The sequence below is a fragment of the Sphingobacterium psychroaquaticum genome (assembly GCF_004421025.1).
Taxonomy (GTDB): Bacteria; Bacteroidota; Bacteroidia; order Sphingobacteriales; family Sphingobacteriaceae; genus Sphingobacterium; species Sphingobacterium psychroaquaticum.
Genome location: NZ_CP038029.1, coordinates 533,446 through 551,377, shown reverse-complemented (window position 1 = coordinate 551,377; position 17,932 = coordinate 533,446). Strand labels below are relative to the sequence as shown.

19 protein-coding genes are annotated in these 17,932 nt (G+C 39.5%); 14 read left to right on the top strand and 5 right to left on the bottom strand.

Annotated elements, in window-relative coordinates:
• The first annotated feature begins 213 nt into the window (after positions 1-213).
• The 8 genes from E2P86_RS02325 (at position 214) to E2P86_RS02290 (ending at position 8,925) form a co-directional block, all read left to right on the top strand.
• Entirely contained in the window at positions 214-2,322 is a 2,109-nt protein-coding gene (locus E2P86_RS02325) for a peptidylprolyl isomerase (RefSeq protein ID WP_085472324.1), read from the top strand.
• A 58-nt stretch (positions 2,323-2,380) separates the two neighbouring features.
• Complete coding sequence (locus E2P86_RS02320) at positions 2,381-2,896, top strand: DUF2480 family protein (RefSeq protein WP_134430460.1); 516 nt, start codon at positions 2,381-2,383, stop codon at positions 2,894-2,896.
• Positions 2,897-2,927: 31 nt separating this feature from the next.
• Positions 2,928-3,719, top strand: a complete 792-nt coding sequence (locus E2P86_RS02315; protein ID WP_085472326.1) for a DUF3108 domain-containing protein — start codon at positions 2,928-2,930, stop codon at positions 3,717-3,719.
• Positions 3,720-3,747: 28 nt separating this feature from the next.
• Positions 3,748-4,311, top strand: a complete 564-nt coding sequence (locus E2P86_RS02310) for a DUF3109 family protein (protein ID WP_085472327.1) — start codon at positions 3,748-3,750, stop codon at positions 4,309-4,311.
• Positions 4,312-4,385: 74 nt separating this feature from the next.
• Positions 4,386-5,357: a polyprenyl synthetase family protein gene (locus E2P86_RS02305; protein ID WP_085472328.1), complete on the top strand. Its 972-nt coding sequence runs from the start codon at positions 4,386-4,388 to the stop codon at positions 5,355-5,357.
• Between the two features lie 9 nt (positions 5,358-5,366).
• Positions 5,367-6,419, top strand: a complete 1,053-nt coding sequence (locus E2P86_RS02300) for a TerC/Alx family metal homeostasis membrane protein (protein WP_085472329.1) — start codon at positions 5,367-5,369, stop codon at positions 6,417-6,419.
• A gap of 157 nt (positions 6,420-6,576) precedes the next feature.
• Positions 6,577-7,761: a C1 family peptidase gene (locus E2P86_RS02295; protein ID WP_085472330.1), complete on the top strand. Its 1,185-nt coding sequence runs from the start codon at positions 6,577-6,579 to the stop codon at positions 7,759-7,761.
• A gap of 225 nt (positions 7,762-7,986) precedes the next feature.
• Positions 7,987-8,925, top strand: a complete 939-nt coding sequence (locus E2P86_RS02290; RefSeq protein WP_240775560.1) for a bifunctional helix-turn-helix transcriptional regulator/GNAT family N-acetyltransferase — start codon at positions 7,987-7,989, stop codon at positions 8,923-8,925.
• A 57-nt stretch (positions 8,926-8,982) separates the two neighbouring features.
• On the opposite strand, the gene E2P86_RS02285 is transcribed toward E2P86_RS02290, so the two are convergent.
• Positions 8,983-9,537, bottom strand: a complete 555-nt coding sequence (locus E2P86_RS02285; RefSeq protein ID WP_085472336.1) for a hypothetical protein — start codon at positions 9,535-9,537, stop codon at positions 8,983-8,985.
• 59 nt (positions 9,538-9,596) lie between these two features.
• On the opposite strand from E2P86_RS02285, the gene E2P86_RS02280 reads away from it, so the two are divergent.
• Genes E2P86_RS02280 through E2P86_RS02270 form a run of 3 tightly spaced genes read left to right on the top strand, consistent with a single transcriptional unit; the run spans position 9,597 to position 11,572 of the window.
• Positions 9,597-9,911, top strand: a complete 315-nt coding sequence (locus E2P86_RS02280) for a hypothetical protein (protein WP_085472337.1) — start codon at positions 9,597-9,599, stop codon at positions 9,909-9,911.
• A 34-nt stretch (positions 9,912-9,945) separates the two neighbouring features.
• The gene (locus tag E2P86_RS02275; RefSeq protein ID WP_085472338.1) at positions 9,946-10,860 is read left to right on the top strand and encodes a lysylphosphatidylglycerol synthase transmembrane domain-containing protein; all 915 of its coding nucleotides are present in this window, start codon (positions 9,946-9,948) and stop codon (positions 10,858-10,860) included.
• 1 nt (position 10,861) lies between these two features.
• On the top strand, positions 10,862-11,572 hold the full coding sequence (locus E2P86_RS02270) for an SDR family NAD(P)-dependent oxidoreductase (protein WP_134430454.1): 711 nt from the start codon (positions 10,862-10,864) through the stop codon (positions 11,570-11,572).
• Positions 11,573-11,830: 258 nt separating this feature from the next.
• Here E2P86_RS02270 and E2P86_RS02265 read toward each other — a convergent pair whose 3' ends face one another.
• Positions 11,831-12,328, bottom strand: coding sequence for a hypothetical protein (locus tag E2P86_RS02265; RefSeq protein WP_085472340.1), 498 nt, complete (start codon positions 12,326-12,328; stop codon positions 11,831-11,833).
• Between the two features lie 116 nt (positions 12,329-12,444).
• Between E2P86_RS02265 and E2P86_RS02260 the strand changes: the two genes are divergently transcribed.
• Positions 12,445-13,179 carry a lysophospholipid acyltransferase family protein gene (locus E2P86_RS02260; protein WP_134430451.1) on the top strand — a complete coding sequence of 245 codons (735 nt, stop codon included), beginning with the start codon at positions 12,445-12,447 and terminating at the stop codon, positions 13,177-13,179.
• 6 nt (positions 13,180-13,185) lie between these two features.
• Here the strand turns inward: E2P86_RS02260 and E2P86_RS02255 are convergent, their stop codons facing one another.
• Both E2P86_RS02255 and E2P86_RS02250 read right to left on the bottom strand, forming a co-directional pair.
• Positions 13,186-14,289 (bottom strand): glycosyltransferase family 2 protein, encoded by a 1,104-nt coding sequence (locus E2P86_RS02255; RefSeq protein WP_134430448.1) that lies wholly within the window; start codon positions 14,287-14,289, stop codon positions 13,186-13,188.
• A gap of 16 nt (positions 14,290-14,305) precedes the next feature.
• On the bottom strand, positions 14,306-15,301 hold the full coding sequence (locus tag E2P86_RS02250) for a lysylphosphatidylglycerol synthase domain-containing protein (RefSeq protein WP_240775559.1): 996 nt from the start codon (positions 15,299-15,301) through the stop codon (positions 14,306-14,308).
• A gap of 65 nt (positions 15,302-15,366) precedes the next feature.
• Between E2P86_RS02250 and ruvC the strand changes: the two genes are divergently transcribed.
• On the top strand, positions 15,367-15,930 hold the full coding sequence (ruvC, locus tag E2P86_RS02245; RefSeq protein ID WP_085472344.1) for a crossover junction endodeoxyribonuclease RuvC: 564 nt from the start codon (positions 15,367-15,369) through the stop codon (positions 15,928-15,930).
• Here ruvC and E2P86_RS02240 read toward each other — a convergent pair.
• The gene (locus E2P86_RS02240) at positions 15,927-16,970 is read right to left on the bottom strand and encodes a hypothetical protein (protein ID WP_085472345.1); all 1,044 of its coding nucleotides are present in this window, start codon (positions 16,968-16,970) and stop codon (positions 15,927-15,929) included. The genes ruvC and E2P86_RS02240 overlap by 4 nt on opposite strands.
• A gap of 488 nt (positions 16,971-17,458) precedes the next feature.
• On the opposite strand from E2P86_RS02240, the gene E2P86_RS02235 reads away from it, so the two are divergent.
• Positions 17,459-17,929 (top strand): Lrp/AsnC ligand binding domain-containing protein, encoded by a 471-nt coding sequence (locus tag E2P86_RS02235; protein WP_085472346.1) that lies wholly within the window; start codon positions 17,459-17,461, stop codon positions 17,927-17,929.
• Positions 17,930-17,932 lie beyond the last annotated feature (3 nt).

Sequence of the window (17,932 nt, the reverse complement as noted above, 5' to 3'; positions counted from 1 at the left end):
TAAATTAAGTTTTTATCACGGCACATTTTTTACACTTTTTTTTCATAAAAGTTGTATCTTGCGCCTTGTTTTTAATAGAGGTCTATTAACGCACTAAAAACCTTATGATTAGCTGGTCGCCAACAAATCAAACGGAGGTATTGAATCGCTCCAATTAACCTTGAAAAAGAACAAAAATATTAAGCATTTAAAAATAAACACAGTATACAGACTATGGGATTAATGAGCTATTTGCGAAACCGAGCTGGGTTAGTAGTAACCATCATTGGTTTAGCAATTGTTGCGTTTTTGTTGGGAGACATCATCAATATGGGAACTCCTTTTTGGATGAAAAGTCAAAATCAAGTTGGTAATGTAAATGGCGAGTCTATCGACTATCAAGCCTTCAATGCACAGGTCGACCAAACAACGGCCATGTACCAACAACAAATGGGGGGCGCTGCTTCGCCACAAATCAGAAGCTATGCCGTACAACAGGTATGGAATCAATTTGTATCACAAGAGCTCTTAAAGCAAGAGATTGGTAAAATTGGACTTTCTGTTAGTAAAGACGAGTTAAATGCGCTAGTGAGTGGGAAAAACCCATCTCCGCAAATTATCCAAGCTTTTACAAACCCAGAAACGGGTATGTTTGACAGAAACCAGTTAACAACTTTCCTTTCTCAAATCTCTACTCAAGGTACGCCGGAAATGCGTCAGCAATGGGAAACACTTTTGGAAAACATCAAAAATGAGCGTTTAAACCAAAAATACTCCAACTTGCTTAGCAGCAGTGTTTATGTAACAGCGCTTGAGGCTCAAGAAGAATATAACCAACGTAACAAACTGGCTAACTTCAAATACTTGATGTTAGACTACTCTACAGTGAAAGATTCTGAGATCAAATTGACAGATGCAGATTACAAAGCATACTACGATCAACATAAAAATGGTTTCAAAAACCCAGAAGAAAGTAGAACAATTGAGTACGTATTGTTTGATGCAAAACCAACGGCTAATGATAGCGCTGCAACGAAATCAACAATCGATCAGTTAAAAGCGCAGTTAATTGCTTCAACAAATGACTCTCTTTTTGTTGTTTCTAATTCGGACACGAAACATCCTTTCACGTATATCCGCAAAGGACAAGTTAGTCCGGCACTAGATTCTGTTATTTTCAATGCTGCCGTAGGTACCACTGTAGGTCCATTCCTTTCAAACGGAGCCTACGAAATCGCTAAAATTGCAGATGCTAAATTCAGCCCAGATTCAGTGAAAGCGGCACACATTCTTTTGAATGCAACAGCTGAAGGTGGTGTTGATAAAGCTAAGGTAAAAGCAGATTCAATTAAAGGTTTAATCCAAAAAGGAGAAAGTTTTGCTGCTCTTGCCGTTCAGTTTAGTACGGATCAAGGTAGTAAAGTAAATGGTGGTGACCTAGGTACTTTCGCTCGTGGACAAATGGTTCCTGAATTTGATGAAGCCGTATTCTCGGGTAAAGCAGGAGATGTTGTTGTAGTAAACAGCCGTTTTGGTACGCACATTATCAAAATCGAAAAACAAATTGGTAATTCTAAGATCGTTAAAGCGGCAATTGTTGACAAAGCGATTACGAGTGGAAAAGCAACAACAGATGCGGCTTATACAAAAGCAAACAATTTCTTTGCTGATGCTAATAGCAAAAATTTCACTGAAGTGGCAAGCAAACAAGGTGTAAGTTTACAGAAAGTGGACCGCGCTATTGCAATGGACAATAACTTCAATGGAACGGAAGTGCCACGTGACTTAGTTCGTTGGGCATTTGAGGCGAAGAAAGGTGATATCTCTGAAAAAGTTTTTGAAACAGATCACAACTTTATCGTAGCACGTGTTTCAGATATTCAACCTAAAGGACTATTATCTTTAGAAGCTGTAAAACCACATATTGAAGTTCAAGTAAGAAATGAAGTGAAAGCTAAAATGCTTACGGAGAAACTTAACAATGCCTTAGCTGGTGCTTCTACCATCGATCAAGCGGCACAAAAAATCGGAAAAGCAGCAATCAATGTTGAAAACATTGTATTAGCAAATCCAGTTTTACCAGGTGTAGCTCTAGAGCCTGCAGTAGTAGGAACAGCATTCGGTTTACAACCAAATAAAGTATCTAAATCTGTAAAAGGAGCACAAGGAGTTTATGCAGTACAAGTAGTTGGCTTTACGAACCCAGCTGAACTTGTAGCAAGTGATATGAACAATCAAAAGAAACAAATGCAAACTTCAAGAGCACAGCGTTCATGGAGTGCCATCTATCAAGCCTTACAAAGTAAAGCGGATATTGATGACAATCGCATTAAATTCTATTAAGATATATTCGTTAACTTTATAGCCGGACAATATTGTCCGGCTTTTTTTTTGACAGCACATGGATATCCAAGAAAATATTGTAAATAAGGTTGCACAGAGTGGGTTAATGACGATTGATCTGGCGGATTACGCACCAAAGGAAGATATTGTTATCTATGATATCAAGGACAACCTATTCCACGAACTGATCCTAAAAGAGAAAGATTTTCGCGAATTTATCAAAAACCATGATTGGGAGCAATACGCCGGAAAACATATCGCTATCATTTGTTCCACGGATGCTATCGTTCCAACATGGGCTTATATGTTATTGGCAAATAAGCTATCTCCCTTTGCGAAGACCGTACACTTTGGATCCGAGACAGAAGTACGAAGCACATTATTCCACGACGCACTGCGTGGGATCGACTATGCCCAGTACACCGATCAACGTGTTGTCGTTAAAGGGTGTGGCGATATCTATGTGCCTGAATCAACATTTGTCCAATTTACAGTCGAATTGACAAAGGTGGCCAAGAGCATTATGTATGGTGAACCCTGCTCTACGGTACCGGTATTTAAACGTAAAGCCTAAACTATTGGCATCTTTATTGGTCGAATAAATTATGAGAAAACTCTACCTACTTATTTTCCTAGTCTTTAGTTCCCTATCTTGGGCGCAAGCGCAAACCCTGCCTTACCTTCCTGACCCTACATATAAGGAAGGAGAAAAGCTTACGTATAAGTTACGTTACGGCATTATCTCAGCAGCTACAGGGACACTACAAGTACAGAAATCTAAACTTCGTTTTAGTAACCCAAATGCATTTCACTTATCTGCTTTCGGACAAACTTCAGGTGCGTTTTCTGTTTTTTATACCGTAAAAAACCAATACGACTCTTACATTGATGCCGACAATTACCTGCCCTATCTGTATACGGAAGATATACATGAAGGCCGTTATACGCGTAAGGAGTATGCTACATTTGATCATAAGAATAAAAGTGTATCGGGTAGAAAAGGAACTTTTAAAAGTCCTACTTCCCAGTTTTTTGATTTACTATCGGCATACTACTTTTCAAGGAATTTAGATCTTTCTTCTTTGAAAAAAAACGACACCTTCAAGATCTCTTATTTTCTAAACGACGAGGTAGCACAACTGGGGGTAAAATATATAGGAGTTGAAAAAATAAAAACAACATTAGGTACAATTGAATGTATCAAATTAAGTCCCGAGATAACTCCAGGTCGAATATTCAAGAAAAACAGCCAGCTCTTCCTTTGGGTCACCAACGATGGCAACCGTATTCCGGTTAAAGCACAAGTGGAAATATTAATAGGTTCTATTACCATGGAACTTGTACAAGCAAGCGGTTTAAAGTATAAACTAGGCGAGCGTGTAAGCTATTCAAAATAAAATTATTCAAACACATTCAATAGAACAGATGATAGAAGTAGGACAAGTTTTGGTGCATGAGGACATTGTAAACAATGATTTTGTCTGTAACCTACAGAAATGCAAAGGTATTTGCTGTATCGAAGGTGATGCCGGAGCACCGTTAAACGAAAAAGAGACTGAAATTTTACGCGAAATATACCCCAAGGTGAAACCTTACATGACTGCCAAAGGGATTGAAGCAATCGAGCAACAAGGAACACATGTAATCGATGCGGATGGCGATCTAACGACCACCTGCGTAGATGGAAATAAAGAGTGTGCTTACGTTACATGGGAGAATGGAATTACAAAATGTGCGATCGAAAAGGCTTATGAATTAGGAGAAGTTGATTGGAAGAAACCCATCTCCTGCCACCTCTACCCTATCCGTACTACACATTATCCTTCTTTTGATGTATTACATTATGATCGTTGGCACATCTGTCACGATGCATGTACCTTTGGAAAAGAGCTCTCGGTACCGGTATATAAGTTTCTAAAAGATCCACTAATTCGCGAGTATGGCGAAGAATGGTATAAAGAATTGGAATTAGCAATCGAAGCATTATAATCTTTCGTAATCTATTGCGTATATTTATACGAATTTTTATACTGCCGGAGAGTATGGTTAATTAGCCATTTTACATGCTGAAATTAAAAGAAATACAAACCCCTATAGCAAAAGAACTGGATCTGTTTGAGACTCGATTTAAAGAGTCTATGCGTAGTTCTGTACCCTTATTAAATCGTATCACGCAATATCTGATCAAGCAAAAAGGAAAGCAGATGCGACCTATGTTTGTTTTCTTATCGGCAGGTCTTTGCGGCAATATCAACGACTCTACCTACCGTGGGGCTTCCTTAGTAGAACTTCTACATACCGCTTCACTCGTGCATGATGACGTGGTAGACAATGCAAATGAGCGTCGTGGTTTTTTCTCTATCAATGCATTATGGAAGAATAAAGTAGCGGTTCTCGTAGGAGATTTTCTGCTTTCTAAAGGGCTACTACTTTCGGTTGCGAGCAACGAACATGATTTATTACGCATTGTTTCGGAGGCCGTTGAAGAAATGAGCGAAGGAGAACTGCTCCAGATTGAAAAGGCACGTCGTCTTGATATTGAAGAGAGCGTATACTTCGAAATTATTAAGAAAAAAACAGCATCATTGATTGCTTCTTGCTGTGCATGTGGAGCTTCCTCCGCGGGTTCATCACCCGAACAGGTAAACCTGTTGCGCACCTTTGGCGAAAAAGTAGGGATTGCTTTCCAAATCAAAGATGATCTATTTGATTTTGGCACAGACGATATCGGAAAACCTGTAGGTAACGATATCAAGGAAAAGAAGATGACACTCCCCTTAATATATGCGTTAAAACATACCTCAACCAGCGAAAAGAGACGCATTATTAATCTGGTAAGAAACCACAGCGAAAACAAAGAAAAAGTGGCTGAGGTCATTTCATTTGTACGCAATAGTGGAGGCCTAGACTATGCGGAAAAGAAAATGTTCGCCTATCAACAGGAAGCTTTTGATATCCTGGCGACGTTTCCTGATAATGAATACCGCACAGGATTACAACAACTAGTCAGATTTACTACAGAAAGAAATAAATAAAATACCCACATGAGCCACGAGTTATTATTTTTTGGAGGATTTATCATTTTTATAGTCCTCATGTTAGCCATTGATCTAGGTTTGTTCTCCAAGAGCGATAAGCCTGTATCATTAAAAGCAGCGGCCATTATGAGTGCCATCTGGGTGCTTTTTGCATTGGCTTTTGGATTGGTATTGTATTTCTGGGGAAATGAGTTGCATAATGTGCATGATTTCGAAACCTTAAAACAGGTCGTAGCCAAACACTTACACAACATCAAGATCAACGAGAATGACCTAGCGGCGAGTATTCAAACGTACAACGCAAACCTTACCATTGAATACCTTACCGGTTATGTGGTAGAGTATGCCCTATCTGTCGATAATATCTTCGTTATGGTTTTGCTATTCTCCTCTTTTGGTATTCCAGAAAAATACTACCACAAAGTTTTAGTTTGGGGTATTATTGGGGCAATTCTTTTACGCTGTATCTTCATTTTCGTCGGTGCCGCCTTAATTGCCAAATTTGGTTGGATCCTTTATGTTTTTGGTGCCTTCTTAGTATACACCGGTATCAATATGTATATCACCAGAAACAAAGAAGAAGAAGTAGATCCACAAAATCACCCGGTGGTGAAGTTCGCTTCCAAGTATTTTAAGGTAACACCTCGACTAGATCAAGGGAAATTTTTCCACGTAGAAAATGGTGTTAAATATATGACGCCGCTATTCTTGGTTCTTTTGGTAATCGAATTTACTGACTTGATTTTCGCAGTCGACTCTATTCCTGCAATCTTCTCCGTAACAAAAGATCCATATATCGTATTCTTCTCGAATATCTTTGCGGTACTGGGTTTACGTTCGATGTTCTTCTTGTTAGTGAACATCATTCACAAGTTCCATTACTTAAAGGTTGGTTTAGCATTTCTATTAATCTTTATTGGTGCGAAAATGCTCTTACACGGACAACTCGAAGCAATTGGGTTTAAGACTATACACTCATTGATTATTATTATATCGATCTTAGTAATCAGTGTAATCGCTTCGCTTATGTTTCCAAAAAAAGAAGACCTTACGCAGTAGAGATCAATCCGACACAAGTCATTGCAACCTATATAATGACCATTAATAAAATATCTAGAAAAGGCCCGAAAAATCGGGCCTTTTCTGTGATAGCATTTTTACATTTAAAAATAGCTAAGCCTATTTTAAAAGTTTAAATTCGTAAAAAATTTATCAGATGAAGTGGAATAAATCAATATTTCTTGCAGCAGCCTTATTGACTGGTGTAGCACAAGTGCAGGCGCAAGACAATCTAATCAATGCCTTAAAAGGGAATGTTAGTGACAACAGTAAAGAAGGTTTCAAATTTACAGAGGTAATCAATCTAGGGAATACCTCGATCAAAGATCAAGGATCATCCGGTACCTGTTGGTCATATTCCGGAAACTCATTTTTGGAATCCGAGATGATTAGAATGGGGAAACAACCTGTTGAAATATCACAAATCTTCACCGCACGTAATACGTATATTGAAAAAGCAAAAAACTTCGTGCGTCTACACGGAGACCAAGCACAAGGTGATGGTGGACAGTTACACGATGTGTTGACCATCTTCCGTAAATATGGTGCAGTGCCTCAAGAAGCATACACCGGTTTACAAGCAGGCCAAACCAGAAACAACTTCGGTGAAATGGGACCTCTCTTACAAGGGATGACAGAAACAATTGCCAAAAGCAAAAAACCAAGTAATACTTGGTTAAAAGCATTTACAGCGGCGATGGATGCATACTTAGGTGAAGCACCAACATCGTTCCAATACCAAGGTAAAACATATACCCCACGCACATTTGCGGATCAAGTAGTAGGTATCAATCCTGACGATTATGTAGGTATCACCTCTTTCGAAGAACATGCGTACTACAAACCGTTTGTATTGTTAATTCAAGACAACTGGTCATTCGAAAGCTTTTACAATGTACAGATCAATGACTTGACAGATATCATCGACAATGCGTTGCAAAATGGCTATACCGTAGCATGGGCTACCGACGTATCAGAAAAAAGCTTCAGTTGGAAAAATGGTGTGGCTTTCGTTCCGGAAAAACCATTTGAGCAAATGACCAAAGAGGAACAAGATAATATGTTCAATGGTCCTAAGGCTGAACCGAAAATCACACCTGCTCAGCGTCAGGAAGCTTTTGACAACTACACGACAACGGACGATCACGGTATGCATATCGTAGGATTAGTGAAAGATCAAAATGGTAAAGAATACTATATCGTGAAAAACTCTTGGGGTGTATCCAATGATTACAAAGGATATATGTACGCAACGAAGGAATATGTACGTTACAAAACGATTTCTATTCTTTTACACAAGAAAGCATTAACGAAAAACTTACAAACCAAACTAGGTGTATAATAAAAAGAGGGGCTTATAAGCCCCTCTTTTTATTATACATAACGTCGCAGCTACATTTTTCAAATTGGTATTGACATAAAAAATATTTTTTTATACGTTTGTATAGCTGATTACATAATCAGTTATGTAATTAAAATTTAAAATCAACCTACACTAAAACCCAGAGAGATCGCAGTAGCGACCAACAAGATTAACGCCATGGATTATTTCAATAAAACCGGCAAAATGGCCCTAGGTAGCCGTTTGCGTTTATTAACGAGCAAAATGACGGATGATGCTGCAAAAATTTACGCGCTATACAACGTCGAGTTTGCCCCAAAGTGGTTCCCTGCCCTATTTATCCTTGCAGATGAAGGACCTAAAACAATAACAGAGATTGCCGAGTCTATTGGGCATTCCCAACCCTCGGTTACTAAAATAATCAAAGAAATGATTGCCGCAGGACTGGTTTTAGATAATCTCGAGTCAGCAGATAAGCGACAGAATATTGTCGGTCTCAGCGACCAAGGTCATGCGTTAGCACAGCATGTGATGCAGGAACAATCTCTCGATGTGGAAGCAGCAGTTGATGGCTTGATTCAAGAAGCGACATATAACCTATGGGAGGCTGTTGCAGAATGGGAGTTTTTATTAGAAAAAAAGAGTCTCCTCAAACGCGTGCAGGAACACAAAAAGTTACGAGAGAGCAAGGAAGTAAGGATTGTTCCGTATACACCTGCTTACCAGTCTGCATTTAAGCGTTTAAATGAGGAATGGATATCCACTTACTTTGAAATGGAGGCGGCCGACTACAAAGCCTTAGATCATCCCCAGGCGTACATCTTGGATCAAGGGGGCAAGATTCTCGTTGCGCTATACAAGGATCAGCCTGTTGGCGTTTGTGCATTGATTAAGATGACGGATCCAGATTATGATTATGAAATGGCAAAAATGGCGGTATCACCAACAGCACAAGGCAAAAGCATCGGGTGGCTATTAGGACAAGAAATCGTGAAAACCGCCGATGAACTTGGCGCTAAGAAGATTTTTTTAGAAAGCAACACGATATTAAAGCCTGCTATCAGCCTATATTACAAACTAGGTTTTGAAAAAGTAGCGGGACACCCCACCCCGTACAAGCGGTGTAACATTCAAATGGAATTGGATCTTACTAAGAAGAGATAAAAAAAGCGCTTTGCAATATTGCAAAGCGCTTTTCATACATTTCGTTAAAAGTGATGCTTAGTCTTGTACACGTGTGAAGTTAAACACCAAGTTTCCTGTTCCATTATCCAATGGGATTGGCATACGCATTACTAAGGACTGACCATCAGAGTACGAAAGATCTAAACGGTAACCACTTGTAACATTCTGAGCTTTCTCTCCCGAATATACTTTCTTAAGCTGAAACTGCGGATGTACTCCAGCGGTATTCGCATCATAAACTGACCATACAATGGTGCGTACCGCCCCATCAGCACATAGTGTTCCTGACGCATTGAATGTTATACTTCCTTTGTAATTACCGCCAGGTAGGTTCCAAACACTACCAATAAAGCAATCCACTGGAGCTTCATCAAGGATATTTTTAATCGTATACGCTGCTGGGATATCTTCTCTATCTACGGAGTTTAGGACCCATTTCCCTTTCAAACCATTTCTCCATTCGGAGGCGCTTGGACCATTACTACCTCCAGATGCAGAACCACCATTAGTAGGTCTTTTTTGGGCGCCGCACGAAGCCACTACGAATACCGCTGCAATCATTGCTACCACGGATAAGATATGTTTACGCATAATATAAAATTTAGTTTTTTTATTTTGACTATATTCGCAAATATAAGAACTTTGACTGCATGAACGCCTCCAAAAATCATACCATAAGCAAATTTGTAGCGAAAGCGGCCTTGCGGGTGGTTATCGTCTTGATGGCTCTCCCTGTGTTTATGTACTTCACAAAAAAAGAAAGTATGCTCCAGCATATCGTCTTTCCGAACAAAATAGCACTCCTAGCACCACTGCTTCTCCTCGTCCTATTTACCGGTCTGTTGATTCTAATGCTTCGGAACAAATATGAAAAAATTGACTTAAATTGGTTGTTTAGCTTAAGCAGTATCTTTCTTATATTATACTTGATTCTCTTTTACATCCGGATTTTTCCCGTGGTCTAATCGTAGGGATTTACTGAAAGCCAACAAATAAAAGATGACAAAAACAAAATATTGGCCCTTTCTTAAAAATTTCTTTAAGGTTGCAGTGACCCTTGCAGCCATCTATTGGGTGTCCACGCGTGTTTCTCTGAGTGATCTCCGCGAAGCACTACACAATTGCAACCCTTGGTATTTGGCACTGGCACTGCTTTGTTATATCATATCACAAATAATCGCCTCCTCACGCCTTAATAGTTTTCTAAAAGTAGTCGGGCTTCATGTAAGCGAACGTTATAATTTCAGACTCTATCAATTGGGATTACTATATAATTTTTTCCTCCCCGGGGGAATTGGCGGCGACGGATACAAAATCTACTTCCTCCGTAAAAACCATCCGGTTAAAGGAAGACGTATTTTAAGTGCGGTATTCTTTGATCGTTTAAGTGGCTTGTGGGCCTTAGCTATTATTACGGGGTGTCTCATCATGTTCATGCCACGACTCGCAATCCCTAATGTCGTTACCATAGCAGTCCTTATTGTCGGAACCGCTACATATCTCTATTTTCTATACCTTTTTTTCAGGGAATTCTTATCTAAGTTTATCATTACGCATCTCAAAGCACTTGCGGTTCAAGGCTTTCAAACATTAAGCGCAATTTCAATTTTATACGCGATGCACTTCGACGGTAAGTTCTCCCCGTACCTCTTGATTTTCCTCTTATCCTCACTCGTTGCTATTGTACCCTCTATTTTAGGTGGAATAGGATTACGAGAGACCATCATGTCCTTCGGAGCAAAATATCTGGGCTTAGATCCACATTTAGCGGTTCTAATCAGTTTAGTTTTTTATATGATCTCGCTAGTTGTAGCCTCTTCCGGAATATACTATATATTTCGACCACAGCGGTTAGGTATTGATAAAATACCTTCACCGAACGAAGTAGAACAAGAACTAGAAAATAGCAAATAACATGGCAAATATTATTATTACCGGTGCCAGCAGTGGTATTGGTTTCGAAGCAGTTTTAGATTTAACAGCAAATAAGGAGCATAACGTCATTGCATTAGCCCGTTCGGCTGATAAGCTTCGGAAGCTTCATGAAATAGCAAGCTCGCTGAATCCCGATGGAGGAAAGCTATACCCTGCTCAGTTTGATATCGTCTTTGATGATTATGAAAACGCCCTACTTCCTTTTGTTCGTTCAAAATTTGATCAAGTGGATATCCTGATCAACAACGCGGGAGTACTTATTAACAAACCTTTCTTAGAAACGAGTATGGAAGATTTCGCTAAAGTTTTTCAAACGAATCTATTGGGACATGTCAATATGATTCAACATATTGCTCCACTTATGTCGAAAGGAAGTCATATCGTAAATGTCGGTAGTATGGGTGGTTTTCAGGGTTCTTCTAAATTCCCGGGACTAGCTGCTTATTCGGCGAGTAAAGGTGCCCTCGCGACACTTACCGAGTGTCTGGCAGAAGAATTTAAAGGACAAGAGATAAAAGTGAATTGTCTCGCATTGGGGTCATCACAGACAGAGATGTTTGAAACTGCTTTCCCAGATGTTCAAGCGGGGACATTGGCTTTCGAAATGGGTCGCTACCTAGCGGAGTTCGCACAAAATGGACATAAGTACTATAATGGTAAGGTCCTCCCCGTAGCAAACACAACGCCGTAATATTAATAAAGATTCACATGCTAGTTCGAGCCTTCGGCTCGGACTCCCGCTGTATTTAATAGACCTCTTCTTTCTAAACAGACCTTTTAGGAGCTGAGTTGAAAGTTGATGCCTCCTACAAATTAGGACACGAGCCGAAGGTTCGCGCCAGCAAGGTGTCAGCGAGATTACCAAAAGAAGATTCTCAATAAGATAACAAGCAAAATATCTTTGAAGCAAGATTACCATAAAGGTAACTAGCCTAATCTATCCTACATGCTAATTCGAGCTTGTAGCTCGGACCTCTAACTTTTTCAATATTTCTTGTATTTCTTTTGCACGATTTGTTCCAATCAGCACCGTCGTTCTACCATCTTTAAATGTAAGCTCTAAAGCTTCTGAACCACTTACAGTGTACGCCACCGTATCGCCTCGACGACGCACGCCCCAGCCACCAAAATCTGCTAACGGCGCATACTTACGCACCCGAGCAGCCTCGATTTCCTCCCATTTCCATTGTTTTTCTTGCCACACCAAGGGAAAATAGTTAAGCGCGACTTTCTCAGAATCAATATGCAACTTCAGTTTTGCCGAAGCAAGAAAGAAAACAACTAAACAGGCAATACCCGTACCGATATTAACGAGCAAGGTTCCACTTGCTGGCCGAGAGAAATACATATACAAACTTGTTCCAATGATGGCAACTAAAATTAAGACCAGCCACCAATTCAAAAAGGACTGATTTTCTTCTAAAAATTTTACTTTCTCTGCAGGCATATAGGAATTGATATAAACGGTTTAGTACGCTGAATATAATAAAAAGCAGCCACATATCCAATTTCAAAAAACAACAATTAATCCGATAAATAGTATCTTTGCGAAATTTAAATTGTATGAGAAAGCTGATTGGATTTATTTTAACACCTGTATTTTACTTATGCTTTGGTCTATCATTGCTGATTTTTCATCCCATTCAATGGGTATGTTTAAAATTAGGTGGTTACAGTGCGCATAAAAAAAGTGTAGATATTTTAAACGGATTTCTTGTTGCCTGTAACTACACTTTATTCAACAGAACGCAATTTATTGACAATAAAAGTATCCCCACTGGACGTCCTGTTATTTTTGTGGCCAACCACCAAGGATCATTTGACATACCACCTTTAATCTATTTCTTGCGCAGATTTCATGGTAAATTCATCTCCAAAATTGAGTTAGCAACAGCAGGAATACCGAGCATCTCTTTTAACCTAATACATGGTGGAGCGGCTAATATTGACAGAAAAGACCCCAAACAATCTATCGCAGAAATATTGAAGCTGGCCAATAATATGAAGACCAAGAACTGGTCTGCCTTTATCTTCCCCGAAGGAACACGTACAAAAACCGGGAAAATGAAACCATTTTCGGTAGGTGGAATCGCAACATTATTAAAGAAAAATCCAGACGCTCTCGTCGTGCCTATTGCCATTCAAGGTTCCTACAAAATGGTGGCTTACGGAGCCTTCCCTCTTCGCCCGTTTACCTCTATGCGTTGGGAAGTATTAGATCCTATTGATACGACAGGACTAAACGCCGAAGAAATTGTAAAAAAAGCAGAAACAATAATTAAGGCGAAGGTAGAGTAACAAGGATTACTTTACTGTCCGCCCTTTCCAATCATACTTCCCAATATTACCTGCAAGACCTATGTACACCAAATATAGGGCGTGCACAATAGATAATAAAGGTAGTTGCCATAGCAATTCTGACCGATTTGCAAAGCGACATAATGGAGCAATAAACAGGTATTCAACGAGCATCTTTAACGCCAGAGACACCACCAATAACCAATGGACCTCTGGTAACGCGATAAAGAACTGAGCAATCCCTAACAGTAGCGCTAAATTAAACAGCCAAATACTAAAACCCAAGAAGACCACTTTTTTATCTTTGTACTTCGTACTCTTGGATGCCCACCGCTTTCGCTGACTCAAAAATGCGCGAAGATTAGGCTTCGCATCGGTGTATACAATAGCATCTTGACTTTTACAAAAACCAATGCGTGAAGCATGCCGTTCAGCTACCTTATGCAAGAAAAGTTCATCATCTCCAGAGGCTAGATTATCGATTCCATTGAAACCACCCATCTCCCAGAAAATATCTTTGCGATAAGCGAGATTAGCGCCATTACAGGTTGTCGGCTTGCCATTCCCAATCCCCGCAGCCCCCAAGCCAATAAGATAAAGAAATTCCAAGGTTTGTAAACGTTCAAAATAATCCTTTTCCTCCGAGTATACTACTGGCGAGGATACCAAGTAAGCATCTTCTTCTTCAAAGAATCGTACCACAGTTTTCAACCACAAAGGCCCCATTCTACAATCGGCATCTGTCGTAACAATAATTTCACCTTGTGCATGCTGAATCGCACGTGAGATAGCGAGCTTTTTATAGGAGTTTAAGCGATCGCCTTCATTCAAGCGGATTAAAGTAACGCCCTTGCTCGCATAGCTTTCTACAATGGCTGCCGTACTATCGGTAGAATGATCATCCACCACAATAATTTCCAGATGTTCCTTCGGAAAGTCTTGATTCACGATACAATCCAAGGTCCGTCCTATATTGTCTTCTTCATTTCGTGCTGCAATGAGGACGGACACCGTCCGCTGCGGCACACTCGCTACGCCTGCTCGCCACAAAGGAATCCGAAACCAACCATACCGCATATACATGACCAACAGAACATATATAACGGTCATAAAGAACAAAAAGAAACTAAGACTTACTACCACCGACGTAATTTACGTTAAAAACAAAAAAAGACCCGATAATAGCGGGCACAATAAGGTTTACGAACCAAATACAAGAAACAATTGCCATAACAGCCAGCTCCTGATCCGTAATATAGCGATACAAGTTGCTTGCAACAAAACTACGTACGCTAAAGTCAAAAATATCCAGCGAGGGAACCGCAGATTGAACGAAGAACAAAATAAAAATAAGAAGTACCATCGGAATGGACGGTAATTCGGGTAAAATCACCATCATAAGTACAATATACTGCGAGGTGAAAATAACAAAACGAGCCAGAGACAATAATAGCACATGTAACAATTCGCGAACAGAGAAATCTTCTAGCACCTTAAAGAAAGGCTTGATCTTTTTCAGGAAACCTATACGCCCAACAATGTAATCAACCCAGGCGACATTAAAATACAAGACAACAAAAGCTACGGCATAGATAATAGCTAAAAGCCAAACAGCAAACTCTACGGCTCCTGGCGTTGGCAAATAGGTACAGATAAACCAGGCGATGGCTAAAGCTCCAAAAACACTGGTAAGAACCAATTGGGCAAACAAACCGACCCCCATCGCGACGGCACCCGAAGCCCTATTCTCAGGCTTCAGCAACATGACACGCCCACCATATTCCCCAATCCGATTAGGCGTAAAGATCGCCCAAGTCAAGCCACAAAACACGGATTTCACTGCCGTCCACCAACTGATCGGCTCAATTCGTCGACTCAGGTATTTCCATTTCACAATCTCCAATGCCCAATTTGCGAACATCATCACGACAACTAAAGTCAACGTCGCACGAACAACCCAAGGGTCGATACGCGCCATTAAATTCTGAAAAGAACGCAGGTTTTCTTGATTATTAATCTTAGAAATAATAAACCACATCGCCATACCAACGATAACGAGCTTAATAATAAGATTTACGTATTTCTTTTGTTCTTTCGTCACTTGTACGCTAAATAAGAGCACAATGTTACTAATTTTTGCGCACTTCTGACGCCTTACATACCAAGTTAAAATTGTATTATTGCATCATGCAACGTGAGAAGGCTAAAGAACGAATAATCCTAGGAATAGACCCCGGAACCATAGTTTTGGGATATGGACTGATACATCAAAAAGGTAGCAAGTTAACCTTAATCAGTCTCGGTGTCGTTAAAATGGGACACTTAGAAGACCAAGGCCTAAAGCTTCAACGTATCTTCAAGAAAGTTTCTGCATTGATTGATGAATACAAACCAGACTGCATGGCCCTAGAAGCGCCATTTTATGGAAAAAACATTCAGGTCATGCTTAAACTAGGTCGGGCACAAGGCGTTGCAATGGCTGCGGCATTAAACGTGGATATACCTATTTTCGAATACGCTCCACGTAAAATCAAACAATCTGTTACAGGAAATGGTAGCTCCAGTAAAGAACAAGTGGCGGCTATGCTCAAAAACTTACTAAAATTCAATGAATCTCCAGAGTTTCTAGATGCGACAGATGGTCTAGCTGTTGCAGTATGTCATGCCTTTCAGCAAAACACTCTAACAGATAGCAAAAGCTATTCTGGTTGGGAAGCTTTTGCCAAAGACAATCAAAAAAGAATCCGCTAGAGCGTCACCTGCCGGATAACATTTTTAACATTTAACTCTACAATATCGGTCATCGTCCGACATTTAGCATAGGCGTCATTGCCGTAAAAAGCAGCATAACCTCGACGCAGCCTATCTATGTTTTCAGATGTAGACAATACTTGCTGACTGGAGGCGTCACGCAGATCCTTAATGCGATGTCGCTCACTTCGTACACGATGAACAATAGAAGAGCGTTCCTCCTGTTGGTATTGCAGAACTGTCTTTTCGTTCAGATGATCCATTGCAAGCTTTACATATGGTAAGTTTTCCTTAAAATACTGCGGCATATAAACCTTCGGGTTACCCTCATAGAATTGTTGATCAAAATCTATAGCACGGATACGGAATTGGAAATCATCAAAATCCGGCGTAATCTGGACCACAAAATTATACGCCCGCATGTCTCCCAACAAGGAGATAATACAACGTTCATTGAATTTCACAAATTCTTTTGCAATACGGGTTTGATTATAATCGGGCGTGTAAATTTGCCCTTTACTGAATACATCTCCCGGAATACCCACGATATGCTCTTCCACCAGCGTATCTCGATCCACCAGGTAATTCACTTGATTGGGCGAAAGAATCTCTTCAAGTTCCAATCCATAAATCCGCGAAGCATCTGCTTGCTTTACGTAGAAGTAATCATATACATCATTTAATGTATTGATAATACGAATACGGAAAGGTTTGGTATTACCAAAGGCACAGTACTCGATCCGGTCGATAATTTTATGCTGTACAATCCGTGTATTTCCCGAAGCCTTAAGAATGGCATATATCACCTTTAGACCGTTATATAATTGATCCTGTAGATAAGGCGGATATAGCGGTGTTTCCCAAAAGGTATCATTACCATATTTATCCATGACAGGGACTGTTTCCGTAAAATTCAACAAGTCCTTATAGCCCACCGGAAAGCGACCATCACGTTGGTAAATCTTTAAGTACTTGGCTAAACCATTTCCTACCGGATAAATTGGTTTCTTACGTGAGATTCTTACATCATCTATCTCCATAACACTTTTCTTTTTTAGGCTATATGAAACATCCTCCTTTACAACACTTCCAATTTACTTTCAATCTAGGATGCAAATAGCCACTTATCATTTAAATATACGAAAAATCAAACACATAGCTTTTGCGTAAAGCACATAATAGATTGGCACAATATTTGAATTTTCACAAATAATGAGGATATTTTTACAAAATATAAAATCAAATTAAAAAAAATCTTGTTATTTTTGAAAAAATAATAAAAGAGCAGATATCGTTTATAACTGGATAAAAATGGAAGAACCTTCTCGGGCGAGAAGGTTCAACGCTAACCAATTATAAACCTATGTTATTTTGAGGGAAGTAACATGCTATTTTTAAAAACAAAACGTTTTTTATTTCGTTTTGTTAATACAAATGTAAAATATATTAGCATTTGCTGCAAATATTATTTTATTTTTACTTGATTTATAAAAAATAGACATTTTAAAAAGCAATTAATACCATTTTTATGGATAAAAAGTATTCAAATTACGATTTAGACAATCTAGACATCCAAATTTTGTCTATTTTAATGGAAAACGCATCAATTCCTTACACAGAAATAGCCAAAAAGCTTATAGTTTCAGGAGGAACCATCCATGTACGCATGAAAAAGATGGAAGAACTGGGAATTATTAAGGGATCCGAGCTAATTATCAACCCTCAAAAGGTTGGTTTTGACATCACAGCCTTCTTAGGGATCTATTTAGAGAAAGGATCTCAATATGCAGATGCCGTAAAACAATTACAGAACATAAAAGAGGTTGTAGAACTTCATTATTGTACGGGACAATACAGTGCTTTTGCAAAAATTGTATGCCGCGATACGGCACATCTACGAAAAGTCCTAAACGAGGACATCCAAGCGCTGACTGGGATACAACGCACCGAGACGATCATATCCTTGGAAGAAAGCATTAAACGACAAATAACGTTATAAAAA

Coding starts and splice junctions, on each gene's coding strand:
- E2P86_RS02320 (WP_134430460.1), top strand. CDS start 2,381: ATGGATATCCAAGAAAATATTGTAAATAAGGTTGCACAGAGTGGGTTA.
- E2P86_RS02275 (WP_085472338.1), top strand. CDS start 9,946: ATGACAAAAACAAAATATTGGCCCTTTCTTAAAAATTTCTTTAAGGTT.
- E2P86_RS02270 (WP_134430454.1), top strand. CDS start 10,862: ATGGCAAATATTATTATTACCGGTGCCAGCAGTGGTATTGGTTTCGAA.
- E2P86_RS02295 (WP_085472330.1), top strand. CDS start 6,577: ATGAAGTGGAATAAATCAATATTTCTTGCAGCAGCCTTATTGACTGGT.
- E2P86_RS02315 (WP_085472326.1), top strand. CDS start 2,928: ATGAGAAAACTCTACCTACTTATTTTCCTAGTCTTTAGTTCCCTATCT.
- E2P86_RS02310 (WP_085472327.1), top strand. CDS start 3,748: ATGATAGAAGTAGGACAAGTTTTGGTGCATGAGGACATTGTAAACAAT.
- E2P86_RS02285 (WP_085472336.1), bottom strand. CDS start 9,537: ATGCGTAAACATATCTTATCCGTGGTAGCAATGATTGCAGCGGTATTC.
- E2P86_RS02255 (WP_134430448.1), bottom strand. CDS start 14,289: ATGACCGTTATATATGTTCTGTTGGTCATGTATATGCGGTATGGTTGG.
- E2P86_RS02300 (WP_085472329.1), top strand. CDS start 5,367: ATGAGCCACGAGTTATTATTTTTTGGAGGATTTATCATTTTTATAGTC.
- E2P86_RS02265 (WP_085472340.1), bottom strand. CDS start 12,328: ATGCCTGCAGAGAAAGTAAAATTTTTAGAAGAAAATCAGTCCTTTTTG.
- E2P86_RS02260 (WP_134430451.1), top strand. CDS start 12,445: ATGAGAAAGCTGATTGGATTTATTTTAACACCTGTATTTTACTTATGC.
- E2P86_RS02325 (WP_085472324.1), top strand. CDS start 214: ATGGGATTAATGAGCTATTTGCGAAACCGAGCTGGGTTAGTAGTAACC.
- E2P86_RS02290 (WP_240775560.1), top strand. CDS start 7,987: ATGGCCCTAGGTAGCCGTTTGCGTTTATTAACGAGCAAAATGACGGAT.
- ruvC (WP_085472344.1), top strand. CDS start 15,367: ATGCAACGTGAGAAGGCTAAAGAACGAATAATCCTAGGAATAGACCCC.
- E2P86_RS02240 (WP_085472345.1), bottom strand. CDS start 16,970: ATGGAGATAGATGATGTAAGAATCTCACGTAAGAAACCAATTTATCCG.
- E2P86_RS02305 (WP_085472328.1), top strand. CDS start 4,386: ATGCTGAAATTAAAAGAAATACAAACCCCTATAGCAAAAGAACTGGAT.
- E2P86_RS02280 (WP_085472337.1), top strand. CDS start 9,597: ATGAACGCCTCCAAAAATCATACCATAAGCAAATTTGTAGCGAAAGCG.
- E2P86_RS02235 (WP_085472346.1), top strand. CDS start 17,459: ATGGATAAAAAGTATTCAAATTACGATTTAGACAATCTAGACATCCAA.